Source organism: Halomonas sp. C10-5, assembly GCF_057169305.1.
This window is the reverse complement of the sequence record NZ_CP175665.1, coordinates 801,343-820,847: the sequence shown is the minus strand read 5'-3', so window position 1 is coordinate 820,847 and position 19,505 is coordinate 801,343. Positions and strand designations below refer to the sequence as shown.

17 protein-coding genes are annotated in these 19,505 nt (G+C 66.3%); 4 read left to right on the top strand and 13 right to left on the bottom strand.

What is annotated here, in order from left to right; all coding sequences use genetic code 11:
- Positions 1–120: 120 nt before the first annotated feature.
- Positions 121–1,869: a C4-dicarboxylic acid transporter DauA gene (dauA, locus tag ACJ7IV_RS03850; RefSeq protein ID WP_483865851.1), complete on the top strand. Its 1,749-nt coding sequence runs from the start codon at positions 121–123 to the stop codon at positions 1,867–1,869.
- Positions 1,870–1,947: 78 nt separating this feature from the next.
- On the opposite strand, the gene ACJ7IV_RS03845 is transcribed toward dauA, so the two are convergent.
- Positions 1,948–2,427 carry a cupin domain-containing protein gene (locus tag ACJ7IV_RS03845; RefSeq protein ID WP_483865850.1) on the bottom strand — a complete coding sequence of 160 codons (480 nt, stop codon included), beginning with the start codon at positions 2,425–2,427 and terminating at the stop codon, positions 1,948–1,950.
- Between the two features lie 280 nt (positions 2,428–2,707).
- Between ACJ7IV_RS03845 and ACJ7IV_RS03840 the strand changes: the two genes are divergently transcribed.
- Together ACJ7IV_RS03840 and ACJ7IV_RS03835 are read left to right on the top strand one after the other, a co-directional pair.
- Positions 2,708–3,352, top strand: a complete 645-nt coding sequence (locus ACJ7IV_RS03840) for a sigma-70 family RNA polymerase sigma factor (RefSeq protein WP_483865849.1) — start codon at positions 2,708–2,710, stop codon at positions 3,350–3,352.
- Complete coding sequence (locus tag ACJ7IV_RS03835) at positions 3,349–3,579, top strand: zf-HC2 domain-containing protein (RefSeq protein ID WP_483865848.1); 231 nt, start codon at positions 3,349–3,351, stop codon at positions 3,577–3,579. The genes ACJ7IV_RS03840 and ACJ7IV_RS03835 overlap by 4 nt, the downstream gene beginning before the upstream one ends.
- Here ACJ7IV_RS03835 and ACJ7IV_RS03830 read toward each other — a convergent pair.
- A complete protein-coding gene (locus ACJ7IV_RS03830) occupies positions 3,576–4,190 on the bottom strand; it encodes a methyltransferase domain-containing protein (protein WP_483865847.1) in 615 nt (204 codons plus the stop codon). The two genes, ACJ7IV_RS03835 and ACJ7IV_RS03830, sit on opposite strands and share 4 nt — an antisense overlap.
- Positions 4,191–4,333: 143 nt before the next feature.
- On the bottom strand, positions 4,334–5,854 hold the full coding sequence (exaC, locus tag ACJ7IV_RS03825) for an acetaldehyde dehydrogenase ExaC (RefSeq protein WP_483865846.1): 1,521 nt from the start codon (positions 5,852–5,854) through the stop codon (positions 4,334–4,336).
- 152 nt (positions 5,855–6,006) lie between these two features.
- On the opposite strand from exaC, the gene ACJ7IV_RS03820 reads away from it, so the two are divergent.
- A complete protein-coding gene (locus tag ACJ7IV_RS03820) occupies positions 6,007–6,678 on the top strand; it encodes a response regulator (protein ID WP_483865845.1) in 672 nt (223 codons plus the stop codon).
- Here ACJ7IV_RS03820 and ACJ7IV_RS03815 read toward each other — a convergent pair.
- The 10 genes from ACJ7IV_RS03815 to ACJ7IV_RS03770 all read right to left on the bottom strand — a co-directional run bounded on the left by ACJ7IV_RS03815 (position 6,651) and on the right by ACJ7IV_RS03770 (position 19,449).
- A complete protein-coding gene (locus tag ACJ7IV_RS03815) occupies positions 6,651–7,991 on the bottom strand; it encodes an ATP-binding response regulator (protein WP_483865844.1) in 1,341 nt (446 codons plus the stop codon). The genes ACJ7IV_RS03820 and ACJ7IV_RS03815 overlap by 28 nt on opposite strands.
- Positions 7,969–9,132, bottom strand: a complete 1,164-nt coding sequence (nosP, locus tag ACJ7IV_RS03810; protein WP_483865843.1) for a nitric oxide-sensing protein NosP — start codon at positions 9,130–9,132, stop codon at positions 7,969–7,971. The genes ACJ7IV_RS03815 and nosP overlap by 23 nt, the downstream gene beginning before the upstream one ends.
- A 70-nt stretch (positions 9,133–9,202) precedes the next feature.
- Positions 9,203–11,356, bottom strand: coding sequence for an ATP-binding protein (locus ACJ7IV_RS03805; RefSeq protein WP_483865842.1), 2,154 nt, complete (start codon positions 11,354–11,356; stop codon positions 9,203–9,205).
- A 27-nt stretch (positions 11,357–11,383) separates the two neighbouring features.
- Positions 11,384–11,881, bottom strand: a complete 498-nt coding sequence (locus ACJ7IV_RS03800; protein ID WP_483865841.1) for a putative pterin-binding protein — start codon at positions 11,879–11,881, stop codon at positions 11,384–11,386.
- A 58-nt stretch (positions 11,882–11,939) separates the two neighbouring features.
- Positions 11,940–12,425: a hypothetical protein gene (locus ACJ7IV_RS03795; RefSeq protein ID WP_483865840.1), complete on the bottom strand. Its 486-nt coding sequence runs from the start codon at positions 12,423–12,425 to the stop codon at positions 11,940–11,942.
- Positions 12,426–12,524: 99 nt separating this feature from the next.
- On the bottom strand, positions 12,525–13,352 hold the full coding sequence (locus ACJ7IV_RS03790; RefSeq protein WP_483865839.1) for a DUF2189 domain-containing protein: 828 nt from the start codon (positions 13,350–13,352) through the stop codon (positions 12,525–12,527).
- Positions 13,353–13,612: 260 nt separating this feature from the next.
- Positions 13,613–14,041, bottom strand: a complete 429-nt coding sequence (locus ACJ7IV_RS03785) for a universal stress protein (RefSeq protein ID WP_483865838.1) — start codon at positions 14,039–14,041, stop codon at positions 13,613–13,615.
- Positions 14,042–14,054: 13 nt separating this feature from the next.
- Positions 14,055–16,649 (bottom strand): TRAP transporter permease, encoded by a 2,595-nt coding sequence (locus ACJ7IV_RS03780; RefSeq protein ID WP_483865837.1) that lies wholly within the window; start codon positions 16,647–16,649, stop codon positions 14,055–14,057.
- A 135-nt stretch (positions 16,650–16,784) separates the two neighbouring features.
- Positions 16,785–17,765 (bottom strand): TAXI family TRAP transporter solute-binding subunit, encoded by a 981-nt coding sequence (locus tag ACJ7IV_RS03775; protein ID WP_483865836.1) that lies wholly within the window; start codon positions 17,763–17,765, stop codon positions 16,785–16,787.
- A 295-nt stretch (positions 17,766–18,060) separates the two neighbouring features.
- Positions 18,061–19,449: a KamA family radical SAM protein gene (locus tag ACJ7IV_RS03770; protein WP_483865835.1), complete on the bottom strand. Its 1,389-nt coding sequence runs from the start codon at positions 19,447–19,449 to the stop codon at positions 18,061–18,063.
- Between the last annotated feature and the right edge of the window lie 56 nt (positions 19,450–19,505).

Below are 19,505 nucleotides of genomic sequence, written 5' to 3'. Positions count from 1 at the left end.
TCGCCGTATCGGGCCTTGACGTGCCTGGAAGAGACTCCTGTGAAACAAGGGGCCTTGCGGCATTGCAACACGAAGGCGTAACGTAACAACTCCTGCTCTTTAGCAAGCAAAGGAGTTGTCATGTCCCGCGCCTCCGATGGTTCCAGCTATCGTGTCCCGCTGCCCGGCAGCGCCCTGGTCGCTGCCTGGCGTCAGGGATACGGCCTTGCCGAGCTGCGACGCGACCTGCTCGCCGGGCTGACCATCGGCATCGTCGCGGTGCCGCTCTCCATGGCCCTGGCCATCGCCACCGGCGTGCCGCCCCAGCATGGCCTCTACACCGCCATCGTCGCCGGTGCCATCATCGCCCTCACCGGGGGCTCACGCTTCAACGTCTCCGGCCCGACCGCCGCCTTCGTGGTCATCCTGTTCCCCATCGTTGCCAACCACGGCATCGGCGGTCTGCTGATCGCCACCCTGATGGCCGGACTGATCCTGTTTGCCCTGGGACTCGCCCGCCTGGGCAGCCTGATCCAGTTCGTGCCCTATCCGGTGGTGCTTGGCTTTACCGCCGGTATCGCCGTGGTGATCGCACTGCTGCAGCTGCCCGACTTCCTCGGCCTGGAGGTGGAACTGGGCGAGAACACCCTGGGCAATGCGGCCACCATCGCCCGGTCGGTGCCGGGACTCGACCCGGCGGAGCTGGGAATCGGCATGGTCACCCTGGCCACCCTGATCCTCTGGCCGCGCCTGCGCCTGCCGATTCCCGCGCCCCTGGTGGGACTCGCCGTGGGCACCCTGGTGGCCCTGGCAGTCACTCCCCTGGGCGTCGAGGTCGACACCATCGCCTCGCGCTTCAGCTGGAGCCTGCAAGGGGAAAGCGGCAGCGGCATCCCCCCCTTCGCGCCCAGCCTGATGCTGCCCTGGCAGCTGCCGGGGCCGGACGGCACGCCGCTGGTGGTGGACTTCGCGCTGATCCGTGAACTGCTGGGTCCAGCCCTGGCCATTGCCATGCTGGGAGCCATCGAGTCGCTGCTCTGCGCGGTGGTGGCCGACGGCCTCACCCGCACCCGTCATGATCCCAACGCCGAGTTGCTGGGCCAGGGGCTCGGCAATATCGTCGCGCCCTTCTTCGGTGGCATCACTGCCACCGCGGCACTCGCACGCACCGCCACCAATATCCGCAGCGGCGCCTTCTCGCCCGTGGCCGCAGTAGTCCATGCCCTGGTGGTGCTGCTGGCGGTGGTGCTGCTGGCCGGCGTGCTGGCCCTGGTGCCCATGGCGGCACTCGCGGCACTGCTGTTCATCATCGCCTGGAACATGAGCGAGGCTCGTCATTTCCTGCACACCCTGAAGAGTGCACCACTCAGCGATGCTGCCATCCTGGTGATCTGCTTCGCACTGACGGTGATCTTCGACATGGTGCTGGCCGTGGCGGTAGGCATGGGCCTGGCGGCGGCGCTGTTCATCCGGCGCATGGCCGAGGTGACCCAGACCCGTCGTCTGGACGAGAAGGAGAGTGACGACCTGGGTGACCTGCCGCCCGGGGTCGCGCTCTACGATATCGACGGTCCGCTGTTCTTCGGCGCCGCCGAAAAGGCCGTCTCCTCGCTGCAGGTTGTCGACCCGGACATCCGTGTGATGCTGCTCGACATGCGCGACGTGCCGAGCCTGGATGCCACCGCCATCGTCGCCCTGCAGACCCTCGCCGAGGAGCTCCACGAACGCCATATCGGCCTGGTGTTCGTCGGGCTGCCCGCACGGTTGGTGCTCAAGCTGCGCCGTGCAGGGGTTCGCCGTGAACCCGGCCGGCTGGCCGTGGTGGCCGACCAGGCTCGAGCCCTGCGCCTGGCCAGGCGCTGGCTGGCGGCAACGCCCGTCCACGGCTGAACCACTCGCCTGTTACCCGCGCAGACGCGGCCTCCCGTGTCGGGAGGCCGCGTCTGATGACTCGACTAGAGAGGCGACTCAGTTGCGCGGGTCGTCCGCCGGGTCGAGGTACTCGATGCCCCAGGGACCGGTGCCGTGGAGCTGGAAGACGGTCTCGCCCTCGGCATGGCCGAACATGGGATCACCCGGCGACATGATGGCGAAATCGCCTTTCCCCAGACGATGGGTGGCGTCCGCATCGTAGTTCTCGCCATGGGCGAAGTGCAGGGTGCCGTCGAGCACCGTCACCCGCTCGTAGGCGGGATGGACATGGGGACGGATCTCATAGCCGTCCTCCAGCCTCAGCCGAATGGTGAAGGGAGCCTCCTGGCTCAGGTCACCCTCGATGATGGCGATCTCGGCACCCTCCCCCATGGAGGCTACCGGCCCCCACTCGAGTTCGTCCGCGCTGCCGATCAGGTGGCCGTCGCCCTGGTAGGGGGCCGCCTGGGCCGCCGTGGTCAGGGCCAGGCTGAGGGCCGTGGTGGACAGGATCTGCGTCAGGGTCTTGGGAGTCATGATACTGCCTCCTCTTGTAATGGTGTCGTTTTCGGAGCAGGGCACGCATATACCGTGCATCTCCGAGGACGCAGCCGCTGGTCGCATTGTTCCCGCCCCCGGGACTGACTCCTCCCCTGCCGGGAACCGTGGCGGCTGGTTCCAGATCCTTGCGGTTGCTTGCCGAACGGCCGCGGGGGCTCCATGCTCGAAGAGGTGACCCATGATCCTTGCCCCACCAATTTCCCGCGCCCCTCTGCCCTGACTCGCCATATGGCAACGGGACGCATCGGGGGTGGCCATGACCGAACGCCAGCCCAGCGACCGCCGGCAGTGGTTCGAGCAACGCCTGGAGCCGCTGATGGACCGGCTGTATGGAACGGCCCTGCGCCTGAGCCACGACCCGGATGACGCAGAGGACATCGTCGCCGAGGCGGTCGCCAAGGCCTGGGCCCACCTCGATGAGCTGCGCGACCCACAGCGATTCGATGGCTGGCTGTTCCATATCCTCACCAATGCCTCCATCAGCGACTGGCGCCGCCGGCAGAGCCATCCGCAGCGCCCCCTGGATCCCGCGGCGCTGTCACCGGACGAGCTCGATGTCGGCAGTTTCACCCTTTTCCATCAACTGCATCAGCCCTTCATGCTGTGGTGGGGGAGTCTCGAGGAGCAGTTCTTCCGCAACCTGCTCGATGAGGACCTGCAACGGGCCATCGACGCCCTCCCCGAGGCCTTCCGGGTGGTGATTGTGCTCGTCGAGGTGCAGGGCTATACGTATGGGGAGGTATCCCGGCTGCAGGGGATTCCGCTGGGCACCGTCCGCTCGCGCCTGAGCCGGGCACGGGGCCTGCTGCAGAAGATGCTGTGGCAACAGGCCAGGGAGGCCGGTGTCATCGCCGGCCACCGGGCAGATGCCCACCACGGAAAGGGTGACGCAGAGTCATGAGCGGACACTCATTGACCTGCGAAGAGGCCATCGAACGACTCTTCGATTACCTCGACAGGGAGCTCGACGATCTGCAGGCGACCGATATCGAACGACACCGGCACCGGTGCCGCGACTGCCTCATGCACCCCGAATTCGAGAAACGACTTCGGGCCAGGGTGGACTGTCACGAGGATCCGCGCCTCTGGGTCGAATGTGTGGTGGGGCTGCCGGAGGTGTCGGTTTAACGCGTGAAGCACGCCACCTGGGTCGGCTGGCCGAGGTGGGCGTGCATCTCGCCGACCCCGGAGAAGCGCACGCGGTAACCGTTACGGCGCGCCACGCCCTGGCTCCAGTGACGAAAGCGTGCCCGATCCCACTCGAACTTGTGGTCGGGATCGCGGAACTCTCCCGGGCCCATGTCGTAGAGCGGGTTGTACTCGTGGTTGGGGGTGGTCATCACCAGCAGCTGCGGCCGCAGACCAGCGAACACCGTACGCTCGACCCGAGAGAGCGCCTCTGGCGGAACATGCTCGATGGTCTCCACCATGGCCGCGGCCTCGAAGCCGACCAGCGCCGGATGGCGATCGGCATAGGAGCCGCAGACCAGCTCCAGGCGCCCCGCCCGGGCGGCGGGCAGGTCCTCCAGGCGCAGCTTGGCCTGGGCCAGCAACTCGCCGGAGAGCTCCAGGCCCACCACCCGCTCGTACTGGGTATCGCGCAGCAGATACTGCAGCAACCCGCCGGAGCCACACCCCAGGTCGAGCACCCGGCGCGCACCGCTGGCACGGATCAGGGCGGCGACCAGCTGCAGCCGCTGCTGATGTAGGTCGGGAGCCTCGAGGTCGGTCATCGCCATGCATCTCCGCGTGGGTCGGGGGGGAGATGATGACGTAATGCGTCCGAGAGGTGTAGCAACGAATCACAAGGGCGCGACTCGCGTCGCGCCCTTTCTCTTATTCTGCTGAGTATCGCCACTGACTGTCGACCCAGCGCCGTCGGTCAGAAAAAGCCCAGCGGATTGATGTCGTAGCTGACCAGCAGGTTCTTGGTCTGCTGGTAGTGCTCGAGGGCCACCTTGTGGGTCTCGCGACCGACACCGGACTTCTTGTAGCCGCCGAAGGCGGCGTGGGCCGGATACTGGTGATAGCAGTTGGTCCACACCCGGCCGGCCTGGATCCCACGTCCCATGCGGAAAGCGACATTGATATCGCGGCTCCACACCCCGGCGCCCAGGCCGAACTCGGTGTCGTTGGCGATGGCCAGCGCCTCGGCCTCGTCCTTGAAGGTGGTCACGGCGACAACCGGGCCGAAGATCTCCTCCTGGAAGACGCGCATCTTGTTGTGGCCCTTGAGCAGGGTCGGCTGAATATAGAAGCCCTTGTCGATGCTCGGATCCAGGCTCTCCTTGTTGCCGCCGGTGAGGAACTCGGCGCCCTCCTCCCGGGCGATCTCCATGTAGGACATGATCTTGTCGAACTGCTCCTGGGAGGCCTGAGCGCCGACCTGGACATCGGTATCCAGCGGGTTGCCGCGGGTGATCTGACCCACCTTCTCCATGACCTTGGCCATGAAGGCGTCGTACATCGACTCCTGGATCAACGCCCGGGATGGACAGGTACACACCTCACCCTGGTTGAAGAAGGCCAGTACCAGGCCCTCGGCGGCCTTGTCGATGAACTCCGGCTCGGCGTTCATGATGTCGGCAAAGTAGATATTCGGTGACTTGCCGCCCAGTTCCACCGTGGAGGGAATGATGTTGTCGGCGGCACACTTGAGGATATGCGCGCCCACCGGGGTGGAGCCGGTAAAGGCGATCTTGGCGATACGCTTGCTGGTGGCCAGTGCCTGGCCGGCCTCGGCGCCATAGCCGTTGACGATGTTGACCACCCCCGGCGGCAGCAAGTCACCGACCAGCTTCATCAGTTCGAGGATCGAGGCCGGGGTCTGCTCGGCGGGCTTGAGCACCACACAGTTGCCCGCGGCCAGCGCCGGTGCCAGCTTCCATACCGCCATCAGCAGCGGGAAGTTCCAGGGGATGATCTGTCCCACCACGCCCAGCGGCTCGTGGAAGTGGTAGGCCACGGTATTGGCATCGATGTCCGCAGCGCTGCCCTCCTGGGCACGGATGCAGCCGGCGAAGTAGCGGAAGTGATCGACAGCCAGCGGCAGGTCGGCGTTGAGGGTCTCGCGCACCGCCTTGCCGTTGTCCCAGGTCTCGGCCACGGCCAGCATCTCGAGGTTCTGCTCCATGCGCTCGGCGATCCTGAGCAGCACATTGGAGCGCTCGGCGGCGGAGGTCTTGCCCCAGGCCGGGGCAGCGGCGTGGGCGGCATCCAGCGCCTTGTCGATGTCCTCGGCACTCGAGCGCGGGATCTCGCAGAACACCTCGCCATTGACCGGGCTGACGTTGTCGAAGTACTGCCCCTTGACCGGTGGCACGAACTCGCCACCGATATAGTTGCCGTAGCGTTTCTCGAAGGCGATGACGGCACCGGATTCACCGGGATTGGCGTAGATCATGGCTTGGCTCCTGAAATTGTCGTTATAGAGGCTGTGCACTGTCAGTCTTGGTCGTAAGCGCAATCTGCGACATACTCCGGTGGCAGGAGGCGCCCTCCTTCCTTGGTAGGAGGGCCCGGCCCGCAGAGGAGAGGAGAGGAAAGGAGAGCACCATGACCACCCTGATGGTCGCCGACGACCATCCGCTGTTTCGCGAGGCCATCGCCGCGGTAATCGCCGCCGGCCTTCCCGACAGCCGGCTGCTGGAGGCCGACAGCCTGGCCCAGGCCATGCGCGAGGCACAACGCCACGAGGCGAGCCTCGACCTGCTGCTGCTCGACCTGGGGCTGCCCGACGCCGCGGGGCTCGATGGCCTGGCGCGGCTGCGTGAGGCTCTGCCCTCCCTGCCGGTGGCGATCCTCTCCGCCGAGCAGGATCGACGCACGGTGCTCGAGGCCATCGACCTCGGCGCGGTGGGTTACATCCCCAAGTCGACCTCCCGCGACGACATGCTGGCGGCTCTGGAGCGCATCCTGGAGGGACATCTTTACCTGCCGCCCCAGGTGATGCGCCGGCCTCCACCTGCCCGGGGCAATACGCCGCCGGCCTCCCTCGACGCCCGCCTGACGAGGCTCACCGACAAGCAGCTCGAGGTGCTGGAAGCGCTCGGCCAGGGCGCCTCCAACAAGGGCGTCGCCCGCAAGCTCGGTATCGCCGAGACCACGGTGAAGACTCACGTCTCGGCGATCCTGCGTCGCCTCGGCGTCACCAGCCGGGTCCAGGCCGTGCTTCTCGCCGGTGAACTCGACCTGGCTGCCTACCTCGCCGAACGCCGGGGGCGCTGAGCCTCCAGCAGGTTCCCCAGCAACACCCTCAGGCGCAACGGCTTGAGCGGCTTGTGCAGGCAGGTGTAGCCGGCCTCGCGGACCCGGGCCTTGAGGCCCGCGTCATGGTTGGCGGTAATCACCACCACCGGTAACCCCGGAAAGCGTCGGCACAACCGGCCGGCCACTGCCAGGCCATCCGGCTGCCCCTCGCCGAGGTGGTAGTCCACCAGCAGCACCTGCGGCGGCGGGCCTTGCAGCCCTTGCGGGGAGGCGGCGCTGGCCACCCGGCATCCCCAGCCACCCAGCAGTGCCTCCATGCCGTCACGGATATCGGCATCGTTATCGATCACCCATACATTCGCCCCCGCCAGTGGCTCCGGCGCTTCGTGCGCGACCGCCTGATGATTGGCTTGCTCGGTGCCGCAGGGCACCCGCACAGAGAACAGCGAGCCCTGCCCCGGACGCGAGGCGAGCGCCAGCGGATGGCCCAGCATGCCGGCGATGCGCTCGACGATCGCCAGGCCCAGCCCGAGGCCGCGGTCGTCCTCCTCACCACTGGCTTCCAGGCGGTGAAACTCGTCGAAGATCACACGCTGCTGTGCCGGTTCGATACCCGGACCGGTATCCCCGACCAGGATCTCGAGCCAGTCGCCACGCCGACGGCAGCCGAGCAGGATGCGCCCATGGCGGGTATAGCGAATGGCATTGCTCAGGAAATTGCGCACGACCCGCGCCAACAGCGCCAGGTCGGAGGTGATCACCACGCGGCTCGGCACATGGCGCAGCTCGAGCCCACGACTGGCGGCCACCTGGCGATACTCCTCGGCCAGCACCCCGAGCAGCTCCTCCACGGGGAAGCTGGTCACATCGGGCCTGAGCACGCCGGCATCCAGTCGCGAGATATCCACCAGGCTGCCGATCAGCGTCTCGACGTCCTTGAGCGAGCGATTGATGCTGCCGACCAGGCGATGCGACTCGCCGGGAAGGCGGTGACCCTCCAGGGCGCTGGCGAACAGCCGGGCCGCATTGAGCGGCTGCAGCAGGTCGTGGCTCACCGCGGCGAGGAAACGGGTCTTGGAGAGGTTGGCAGCCTCGGCTTCGGCCCGGGAGCGCTCCAGGGCGGCCAGGGTGCGCTGCAGCGTCTCGGTACGCTCGCGCACCTGTTCGGCGAGCAGCACCGAGTGCTCGAAGGCGCCATAGGGGCCAGCGTGGGGCATGCCGCCCGACTCCACGCGCTCGATCAGGGCGGCGCAGATGCGTCTCAGCCGGGCGTTCTCCTCGGCCAGTGCCTCGGGCGAGGTGACGGACTCAGGGGCGCGGCGCGGATCCAATGGCCACTCCGGTGAAGGTCTGGTTGAGGTGCATGCCATGGTGCTGCTCGCCGTAGGTGTTGAACCCGATGACCCGGGAGCGTGACAGCAGGCGAGAGGCGCTCGCCAGCTCTCCCCGCGCCTCGAGCTCCAGCCGGCGCAGGAAGCAGTCGCAGCCGATCACCAGGGCCGGCTCGCCGAGACGCTGCGCCAGGCCAGCGAGGACCGCCTCGAGCTGCTCGAGCATCGGCGCGGGGCGCATGGCGGTCAGCACGATGCCGGTCTCCACGGCGCAGTAGAAGCTCAGGCTGCCGTCGGAATTGACCCGCTGTACCGAACGCACGTAGTGGGCGTCGGCGATACGCACCGCCAGCGGATTCAGGGCGAAGGCCTCGGCATCCAGCGCCGCCACCGGCACCCCCACCAGACGCGCATACTCCTCGGCCGCAGGCAGCGCATTGAGCTCGAGCACCCGGCGTGTCGCACTGTCGGCCCGGGTGACCACCAGCTTGTGATCCAGCGGCTGCAGGTGATGGGTGGTGAAGACCTCGAAGGGCAGCAACGTCGCCACCATCACCACCACCGCCGCGCGGGAGTGGAAGCGTCCCTCGGCATAGACGTGAGTGCGCGCCAGGCGGTTGTCGTCACCCGCCGAACCGCCGAAGCCGGGAATACTTCCCAGTGCCGCCTCCAGGATGGCCAGCACCTGCTCCTCGCGGCTGGAGAGGCCATCGAGCAGGGTCAGGGCGAAGCGCCCGGCGCCATCCGGCACCACGTCTCGACACTCCTCGAGCAGGCCATCCACCAGCCGCTGGGCGCCGAGAAGGTCGAAACGGTCGAGATCCATCACCGAGGCGCTGGAGACCGCAAAGGCCTCCCGCGACAGGCCGATGGCCACGATACAGCCGCGCTCATAGCCCAGCGGGCTGATCTCGCCGGCGGTGGTGCAGCCCACCACCGGCACCCGGTCGAAGGTGGTCTCCAACGCCCGGGACAGGCCATCGAGAGGATAGTCGGCGCTGCAGAAGAACAGCACGAACCCCAGCGCCGGATGACGCAGCGCCTCGCCCAGCTCGGCAACGGCAGCCGCCGGGTCGGCATGTCGCGAGACCGCGCTGCACAGTGGGGGCGCGCCGGTGAACGCACTGGGATCGGGGGGCATCATCGACTCCGGGAACGAGGCAGTAATCCAGTGTAGGTCGGTGCTCGGCGCGGCCACAATGCCCGGAGAGTCAGTCCGAGGAGTCTTGTACCCAGCGGGCTAGGGAGGCCAGGGTGGTGGCAAGGCAGGCGTGCAACTCCTCGAGCACGGGACCCGCCGCCGCGAGCTGCTCCTCGACAGCCAGCCGCTCGAGCCGCGCGGCCAGCCCCGCCACCTTCACCGCCCCCAGGCTCGCGGACTCTCCCTTCAACTGGTGTGCCGCATGTCGCAGCTGCCCGGCATCGCCCGCCTCGAGGGCCCTTGTGAGCTGGGCGAGATGCGCCTCGGCCTGGTCGCGATAGAGCGCCACCATCGACGCCATTCCCTGTTCGCCAAGGGAGTCGCGCAGCGAATTCAGGATCAGCGGATCGGCCAGTGTCTGCTGGCTCATGGCGAGTGTGGGTGCCATGGCACTGCCGCCAAGATGACGGCGCAGCACCTCCAGCAGGGCCTCCTGGAGCAGCGGCTTGGTGAGGTAGCCATTCATCCCCGCGGCCAGGCAGCGTGCCCTCTCGCCGCCGGGCCCGCCGGCAGTCATGGCCACGATGGGCACCGTGGCCGGCCAACCGTGACGCTGGCGCAGCCGGCGGGTCACCTCCAGGCCATCCATGTCGGGCATCTGCACATCCATGAAGATCAGGTCGAAGGAGTGGCGCCGGGTCAGGGCCAGCGCCTCCTCTCCGGAATCGGTAAGACTGACTCGGCAGCCCAGCCGCTCGAGCATCGCCTGGGCGACCCGCTGGTTGACCGGGTTATCCTCCACCACCAGCAGTCGCGCCCCCTGCGGCCAGCCGGGCTCGAGCCGGCCCGGGGCGGCTTGCTGTGCCGGCTCGGCGGCAGGCACCAGCGGTAACAGGCACCAGAAGCGACTGCCGACGCCGGGTTCGCTGTGCATCTCGATACTGCCGCCCATGGCCTCGACAAGGCGCCGTGAGATCGCCAGGCCCAGGCCGGTGCCACCGAAGCGCCGAGCGGTAGAGGCATCGCCCTGGCGGAAGGGTTCGAAGATGCGCTCGCGCTGCTCGGCGGGAATCCCGCAGCCGGAATCACGCACCTCGAGGCGCAGAGTATCGGCATCCTCGAGTGTCGCCTCCAGGATGACCCATCCTTCGTCGGTGAACTTCACGGCATTGGCAACCAGGTTGAGCAGCACCTGACGCAGCCGCGCCGGATCCCCCATCATCCAGCCGGGCAGCGCCTCGGATACCCGCGCCTCGAGCCTGATGCCCCGCGATTCGGCACGCGCCGCGAAGATCGCCACCGAGCCCTCCACCAGCGCCGCAAGCGACAGCGGCTGGTACTCCAGCTCGAGTCGCCCCGCCTCGATCTTGGAAAAATCCAGCAGTTCGTTGATCAGTCCCAGCAGCAGGTTGGCGCTGTCGTGGATGGTGACCGCATACTGCCGGGGACCCTCCTCGAGTGGCTCAGCCAGCAACAGGTCGCTCATGCCGATGACACCGTTGAGAGGGGTGCGAATCTCGTGACTGACGGTAGCCAGGAACTCCGACTTTGCCCGGCTCGCCGATTCTGCACGCCGTGCTGTGGCCTGCAGCTTGCGGCTGAGCGTCTCCAGGTCGCGGCGGGCAGCGGCGTTGTCGCGTGCCTCGCGGAACAGCATCACCGCCACCAGCAGGGCCGAGAAGCTCATGGCGAGGATCAGCACCAGCAGCAGGCCATAGAGCCACTGGAGCTGGCGGCGTTCATGGGTCGCGCTCTCGGCCAGGTGACCATTGACGGCGATCACCAGGCGCTCGGTACGGTTACCCAGCACCTCCAGGCGCTCCTCGAGGGCCTCACGACTCTCGGCATCGAGCCCCTCCAGCCCGCCCATCAGGGCATCCAGCTCCTCGATGCGCCACTCGATCTCGTCAAGCAGCTCGGCGGCCACGGGCGCCTGCGCCAGCAACTCGGTGACATCGCCCTGGCCAAGCATGTGCAGACGGCTGTAGAAGAGCTCGAAGCGCAGCCGTAGCCCGGAGAGGGCTGCGTCGGGTTGTGCGAGGTAGCTGCGCATCTGCACGGTGTCACGGTCGAGCTTGTAGGCGTGCCAGACGGTATCACCGCCGACACTGCCCGCCAGGCTGTCCTGGCGCCAGGAGACCAGACCCACCACGACCAGGGCGGCGGCGAACAGCACTAGGGCACTGATTGCGCCCAGCCTCAGGCGAAGGGGCAGCCTCAGCATGACCGATGCCCCGCCGACATCCTCAGTTCAGGGCGCATGGATCTCGGCCACGTGCCACACCGAGCGAAAGCGCACCACTTCGTTATGCAGCTCCGGATGATCATCGAAGGGGTAGAGCACAAAGAGCGGCCCGAACTCGCGAATCGGTATCGGCTCGTCGTTGAGACTCATGGCCAGGATCACGTCGTAATCATGCAGCTCCTCCACGGGAATCTCCGCCCGGTATTCATTGAGGGCCTGCACCACGATGCTGTCCGCCCTGACACCCGCCGCGGCAAGGACGTCGCGCAGCAGCGGGCCCTGAAAGCAGCCCGATCCGCCATGCCAGGGAGTCTGGGTACATACCGTCAGTGGCGAAAGCGCGAGCAGCATCGAACGGTCGAAGAGCGCTGCCTCGCCAACATTGGGATGGGCGATATCACCGGAGACGGTCAGCAGGACCTCCCCCTCCGGGGTCGGCAGCTCACCAGCGACGGCGAGCACGGGCAGACAGGCCAGCAGGAGGGCGATGATCGACAGACGCATGGCGGGGACCCTTGGAGGCAGATTCGGGGCGCCAGACTACCCGATCACGACGGCATGGTCAGCTCGACGAAGGCGGCAGATCCGGATCGGGTAACGAACCCAACCCCTCGAGCAGGCGCAGCAGCAGGCCTGCCCGTGCCTCGAGCACGGCATTGCGCTGCAGCTGGTGGGAAAGCTCGAGCACGCCCGGGGCGACAAGCTCTGCCTCCTGCAGCTGATCATGGTAGGCGGCCAGCAGCGTCAAGTCGGCGGCACGACTGGCTTCCCAGGCCTCATCCGACAGCGCCAGGGCATCACGTGCCTCCTCCCCCAGGGCCCGCTCCAGCCGCCCGCCGAGCCGCTCTACCTGGTCACGCCAGCCCGCCTCGGCCGTTTCGGCACAGGCCAGCATGGCATCGAGGTCCTCCTCGGCCTCCACCAGGCAGGCATGCAACTCGTGCTGGAGCGTATCGACCCGGGCGGACGGTTCGGACTGGGCCAGGAGCGGCCCGCATACGAGGGCAAGGGCGGCCAACAGGGTGGCGGCTGGCAGGGAGCGCGGCATGACGGACTCACAACAGGCAGGAAGATGGATACCCATAAACAGCTGGGGGGCGTTCACGCCCCCCAGCATAGTGGCTTGTCGAGAGAAACTCTAAGCCGATCAGCCGTGCAACTGGTGCCCTTCCTCGTGAGGCTTGACGACCACCAGGTCCTCGTAGGCGTGCCAGCTGGCGAAGCCCAGCACCGGCAGGATCAGCGCCAGCCCGATATAGAAGGTCAGCACCCCGACCAGCACGCAGACGGTGAGGATGGCAGCCCACAGCAGCATCGGGCGGAAGTTACGCGAAACGGTTCGCACGCTGGCCTCGATGCCCTCCATGAAGGTGAGGTCGTGGTGCATCAGGGTGGGGATCGCCACCACGCTGATGGCGAAGGCGCCGAAGGCCAGCACGCTGCCCAGCAGCGTGCCTACGGCGATCATGCCGAGCCCCTGCGGGGTCGTCAGCAGCGCCGCATAGAGGGCGTCGGGGCTGGGCACGTCGAAGCCGAAGAAGAGCGCGAACAGCAACGTGGCTACGCGGATCCAGGCCATGAAGAAGATCATCATCATCACGCCCATCATCGCCAGCTGACCGGCATGGGGTCGCCAAGCGCCGAAGGCGTCGCCCAGATGGGGCGCGCGATTGGCCTCCAGGGCACGGCTGATGCCGTAGGAGCCCACCGCGACCAGCGGCCCGATGAACATGAAGCCAGCCACCAGCGGCAGCAGCCAGTGCCACAGGCCAAGATAGATGGCACCGACGGTAACGGCGATGCTCAAGCCGACCCAGAACATGCCATAGGCGAGGCTGACCGCGGCGGCCTGCCGGAAGTCCTCGATACCGGCGGCGAGCCAGGCCCTGGGGCGCTCCATGCCCACCGGCTGGATGGTGATCCTGACGCCAGGCGCTGCCGACGCGTCACGTGCTTTCGCGATTGCCGCATTCATGTGTCACCTCTCTTCACCGATTACCGCCCGACCGGCTCGGGCACTACGCGAATGGTTCCGGCGCGAGTCCGGCCCATCGAGACACGTTAACGGGGCCTTTCCTCGTTAACCCTGTCTTAATCTAGTTGATCCGAGTCAACTCTGCAGGGAATTGAGCTTGCTTTTTTCACGCAGCGCACGGCACTGAAAAAGCGAAGGGCCCCGACACTCGGTCGGGGCCCTTCGCAAGGCCGATCAGACGTGGCGCGAGCCACTCGCCCTCAGCGCACGATCATCACCGACACCTTGGAGTGGTGCACCACGTGCTCGGCATTGGGGCCGAGCACGTAGTCGGCGAACTTGCGCTTGTTGTGGGAGGCCATGACGATCAGGTCCACCTCCAGCTTCTTGGCGGCCTTGACGATCGCCTCCCAGGGCGAGCCGTCGACGATGACACTCTGGGCCGTGATGTCCTCGGGCACGTGGTTGCGGATGAACTCGTGCTGGGCCTCCTTGATCGCCTCATGAGCCTTCTTGGCGAAGTCCTTGGGAAAGTAGGAGCCGACCAGCGGCATGCGGTAGTCCGGCAACACCGTCACCACGTGCAGCGAGGCACCGAAACTGCGGCACAGCGCCACCGCCGTCGGCAGCGCCTTGACCCAGGAGGCCTCCTCGTTGAGGTCCACAGTCAACATGATCTTCTGGTACATGACGCTCTCTCCCTCAGGCTGATGTCGCCGCGGCACTGCGATCACGCCGCCGGCGCTGCATCACTACGATCAGGCCGAACACCAGGAAGGCCGGGATCCACATCAGCTCCTTGGTCCAGCGGTCCACCGGGGCCAGCACCTCGACGATCTCCTGATCGAAGTCGAAGCCCAGGTCCGAGGCCTGGCTGCCATAGGCCACCATGTCGACGATGGCCTTGTCGTCCTCGATCAGCAGCATCAGGCCCAGGTTGTCGAGGCGCTCCTGGCCCGTCTCCCCTTCCGGCACCGGCAGCTGCATGTAGGTGGTCAGCGGGTCGCCGAAATCATCCTCACCGAGGATCTGCAGACGCAGGGTGCTGTCCTCTTCGACATTGCCCAGCGCCTCGACGAACTGCGCCGGCGGCACCTCCCGATAGGGGTCATGGATCATGTCCATCCAGAAGCCGGGGCGGAACAGGGTGAAGGCCACCAGCAGCAGCACGATGGACTCATACCAGCGGTTACGGGCGAGCATGAAGCCCTGGGTGGCCGCGGCGAAGATCAGCATGGCGATGGTCGAGACCACGAAGATCACCACCCCCTGCAGGGGCGTGACATCGATCAGCAGCAGGTCGGTGTTGAAGATGAACAGGAACGGCAGCGCCGCGGTGCGCAGGCTGTAGTAGAAGGCCTGGAAGCCGGTGCGGATCGGGTCACCCCCCGAGACCGCGGCCGCGGCGAAGGAGGCGAGGCCCACCGGCGGCGTGACGTCCGCCATGATGCCGAAGTAGAACACGAATAGATGCACCGCGATCAGCGGCACCAGCAGGCCGTTCTGCTCGCCCAGCTGGACGATCACCGGGGCCAACAGTGCCGACACCACGATGTAGTTGGCCGTGGTGGGCAGGCCCATGCCGAGGATCAGGCTGAGCACCGCGGTGAAGATCAGGATCAGCATCAGGTTGCCCATGGAGAGGATCTCCACCACGTCGGCCAACACCAGGCCGACCCCGGTCTGGGAGACCGCACCGACGATGATGCCGGCGGTGGCAGTGGCGATACCGATGCCGATCATGTTGCGGGCACCGGTGACCAGGCCGTTCCACAGGTCCAGGGCCCCCTCGCGCAGGTCCGCTGCCATCTCGCTGCGACCACGGAAGATCGCCGTGATGGGACGCTGGGTGAGGATGATGAAGACCATGAACACCGTGGCCCAGAAGGCGGAGAGGCCCGGGGAGAGGCGCTCCACCATCAGGCACCAGATCAGCACGATCACCGGCAGGATGAACTGCAGGCCGACCATCACCGTGGGGCGGGTCTGGGGCAGCTTGTAGATGGGGGTGTCCGGGTCGTCGAGCTCCAGCTCGGGATAGTTCGAGGCGACCTTGAGCAGCCCCACGTAGATCACCGCCAGGCCCACGGCCACTACCCAGGGCGTGGCATCACCCAACACCGGCTTGAGCCAGCCCAGGCCGTAGTAGACCACGAGGGCCGTGATCATCATCAGCAGCAGGCCGCCGAGGAACCCGATCACCTTGCGCACCAGGGGCTTGGGCGGATTGCTGCTCTCCAGCCCCTGCAGCCCGGCCTTGAGGGCCTCGAGGTGGACGATATAGATCAGTGCGATATAGGAGATCAGTGCCGGCAGGAAGGCGTGCTTGATGACCTCGACGTAGGAGATGCCTACGTACTCGACCATCAGGAAGGCCGCAGCCCCCATGACAGGCGGCATGATCTGGCCATTGACCGAGGAGGAAACCTCGACCGCCCCGGCCTTCTCGGCGGAGAAGCCGACACGTTTCATCATCGGTACAGTGAAGGTGCCGGTGGTCACCACGTTGGCGATGGAGGAGCCCGAGATCAGGCCGGTCATGCCCGAGGCCACCACTGCGGCCTTGGCCGGCCCGCCCTTGTAGTGGCCGAGCAGCGAGAAGGCGACCTTGATGAAATAGTTGCCGGCCCCGGCCTTGTCGAGCAGGGCACCGAACAGCACGAACAGGAAGACGAAGCTGGTCGAGACCCCAAGCGCGATGCCGAAGACCCCCTGGGTCGTCAGCCACTGGTGGTTGACCAGGCCGAAGAGGCTGACCCCGCGATGGGAGAGGATGCCCGGCATCCAGGGCCCGGCCAGCGAATAGAAGATGAAGATCGAGGCGATGATCGCCAGCGGCGGTCCGAGCGCCCGTCGCGTGGCCTCCAGCAGCAGCACGATACCCGCCACGCCGATGATCACGTCCTGCAGGATCGGTGCACCGGGGCGTTGGGCCAGCTGCTCGTAGAACATGAACATGTAGGCGCCACAGAAGGCCGCCGCCGCCGCCAGGACCCAGTCCTGGATGGGGATGCGATCGCGGGGCGAACGCTTGAGCGCCGGATAGGCCATGTAGGCCAGGAAGAGCGCGAAGGCCAGATGGATGGAGCGGGACTCGGTGGCGTTGAAGACGCCAAACCCCAGCATGAACGGCAGCGGGGACGCGATCCACAGCTGGAAGAGCGACCAGGCTGCGGCAATGCTGACCAGCAGCTTGCCCGGCGTACCGGCCGGCTTGCGGGCCCCGGTATCCGTCGAGGCGACCATATCCTCCAGGTCGACCTCGTGCCCGGCGGCCCTCTTGTTGTCCTCAGTCATAAGCGTGCCCTGCTCTGTAACGTTTGCCCTGGGAACCCTTGCTGGTGATGCCACTCGGCATCCCAAACAGAATGCGCGGCCCCCTCGGGTGACCGCGCATTCTTCACCGAGGTGATGTCACCTCAGATTGTCGGATCACTCGATCCAGCCCTGCTCGCGATAGTAGCGGGCAGCCCCGTCATGCAGCGGTGCGGAGAGGCCTGAGGAGACCATCTCTTCCGGATCGAGGTTCTCGAAGGCCGGGTGCAGCTGCTTGAAGCGGTCGAAGTTGTCGAAGATCGCCTTGACGGTCTGGTAGACGATGTCCTCGTCGGCCTGGGCGGTGGTCACGAAGGTCGCCGCCACGCCAAAGGTCTCGACATCCTCGTCGTTGCCCTTGTAGAGGCCACCAGGAATCACCGACTTGGAGTAGTAGGGGAACTCCTCGACGATGCCGTCGATGGCCTCGCCGGTCAGCGGGATCAGGCGCGCATCCACGGTGGTAGTGGCCTCCTGGATGGAGCCATTGGGGTGACCGACCACATAGACCATGGCATCGACATTGTTGTCGGCCAGGGCCGCGGCCTGCTCGGCGGCATCCAGCTGGGAGGCCAGGGCGAAGGTATCCTCGGTCCAGCCCTTGGCTTCCATCACCACTTCCATGGTGTTGCGCTGACCGGAGCCGGGGTTGCCGATATTGACGCGCTTGCCTTCCAGGTCATCGAGGGTCTCGATGCCGGAGTCGGCGCGGGCCAGCAGGGTCAACGGCTCACCGTGGACACGGAAGACTGCGCGCAGGTCCTCGTAGGCGTCGCCCTCGAAGTTGCCGGTGCCGTTGTAGGCCTGGTACTGGACGTCGGACTGCACCACGCCCATGTCGAGCTGACCGGACTTGATGCCGTTGACGTTGGCCACCGAGCCGCCGGTGGAGGGCGCGTTGCACTTGATGTTGGCATCTTCCAGACGGTTCACCAGGCGGCAGACGGACTGGCCGACCACATAGTAGACGCCGGTCTGGCCACCGGTACCGATGGTGATGAACCTCTCCTCGTCCTGGGCCATGGCCGGTGACGCGAACATCGCGGCCCCCAGGATTGCGCCGGTGAAGGCAGCAGCAGAGAATGCGTGGCGTTTCATGGACATACCTCTTTGACGTTGTCGGCAAGCGAGCGGAAGGATCGTGACCACACCGGGTTCCGAATCTACCACCCTCTTCTACTTTAGCGAAAAAACGACTCCGGGGATAATGACCGGAGGCAAGGCCGGCTGAACATGGCCGACGGGTTTATTCACCCGTAGTCTAGTCCCGCTGAACGTTTATGAAGCGTTAATCTTTTGCTGCGGCGCAGCAAGGCGAGAAAGCCCCGCCTGCTCAACAGTGGGGCTTTGCCTTATCCAGCCTTGTATTAACGAAGTATGACTAAGCCCTGCCTCACGACGCCTTCATGATCAACGCCTGCTTCTCGTCCTTCATGGCCGTGAACTCGGCCTCGTAGAAGAACTCGCTCTCCCCCAGCGCCGGCTGCAGGTGGTTGAGCCAGGTGGCTTCTTCGTCGTATTTCGCGAAGAACGGCCGCTGCACCCAGTCGCTGTCGCGACCCTGGATGAAACGCAGCACAAAGACCTTCTCGCCCTGAATCTCGGTGACCCCCTGGATCTCCACCTTGCCCGGATCGGCAGACATGGAGGGCCCACGGGCGGTGCGCGCCAGGCCCGGCACCTGCTTCATCGCCTCGCGGTAGATCTCCCAGGCTCGCACCAGCGGCACCTCGAAGTAGTGGCGGGCGCCGGTGTCGCGCTCCACAAACATGTAATACGGGATCATCCCCAGGCGCACCTGGGTGGTCCACATGCGTGCCCACTGGCCGGCATCGTCGTTGATGTGCTTGAGCAACGGCGCCTGGGTACGGATTTCCGCCCCGGTGGCCCGGATGCGGCGGATCGCCTCGCGGCAGATGGGGGTGTCCATCTCCCTCCAGTGGTTGAAGTGCGCCATGAAGGCGACATGCTTCCCGGCAGCCACCAACTCTCTGAACAACTCGAGGATATCCTCGGCGTCCGGGTCGGTGACAAAGCGGTAGGGCCAGAAGGTCAGGCTCTTGGTGCCGATGCGGATGTCCTGGACGTGATCCAGCTCCGGCGCCATCAGCCCCTCCAGGTACTGACGCAGGTGCTTGGCCTTCATCACCATGGGGTCGCCGCCGGTCATCAGCAGGTCGGTGACCTCGGTGTGCTCGGCCAGGTAGCGGTGCAGGGAATCCGCTTCATTGGAGGCGAACTTCAGGTCCTTGTCGCCGACGAACTGCGCCCAGCGGAAGCAGAAGGTGCAGTAGCTGTGGCAGACCTGCCCCTGGCTGGGGAAGAACAGCACCGTCTCGCGGTACTTGTGCTGCATGCCGGGCAGCGGCTCGCCATCGAGCAGCGGCAGGTTGAGGTCCATCTGCCCCGCCGGATGCGGGTTGAGTTCGGAGCGGATGCGCTCGATCACCGGCTTCATCTCGGCGGCGGAGGCCTCGCGGCGCATCAGCTCGGCCACCTCCTCGAAGTGCTCGGGAAGCAGCATGCCGCGCTGGGGAAAGGTGAGCTGGAAGACCGGATCCGCGGGGATATTCTCCCAGTCGATCAGCTCCTCGATCACGTACTCGTTGACACGGAACGGCAGCACCTGGCTGACGACCCGCATGTCGAAGCGCAGGTCGTCAGGCAGCTTCTGGATCGCCTCGATCTTGTCGAGCTGGCGGTGGGTGTAGACCTTGAACTGGCGGGCCTCGAAGGCCTCGGCCGCCGGGTTGTCCAGCTCGATATTGACGCTCTGGTTCATCTCGCCTCCTCATGTTGTCGCGTCCGGCGCGCCCGGGCACAGGGGCCCGGGGCTTC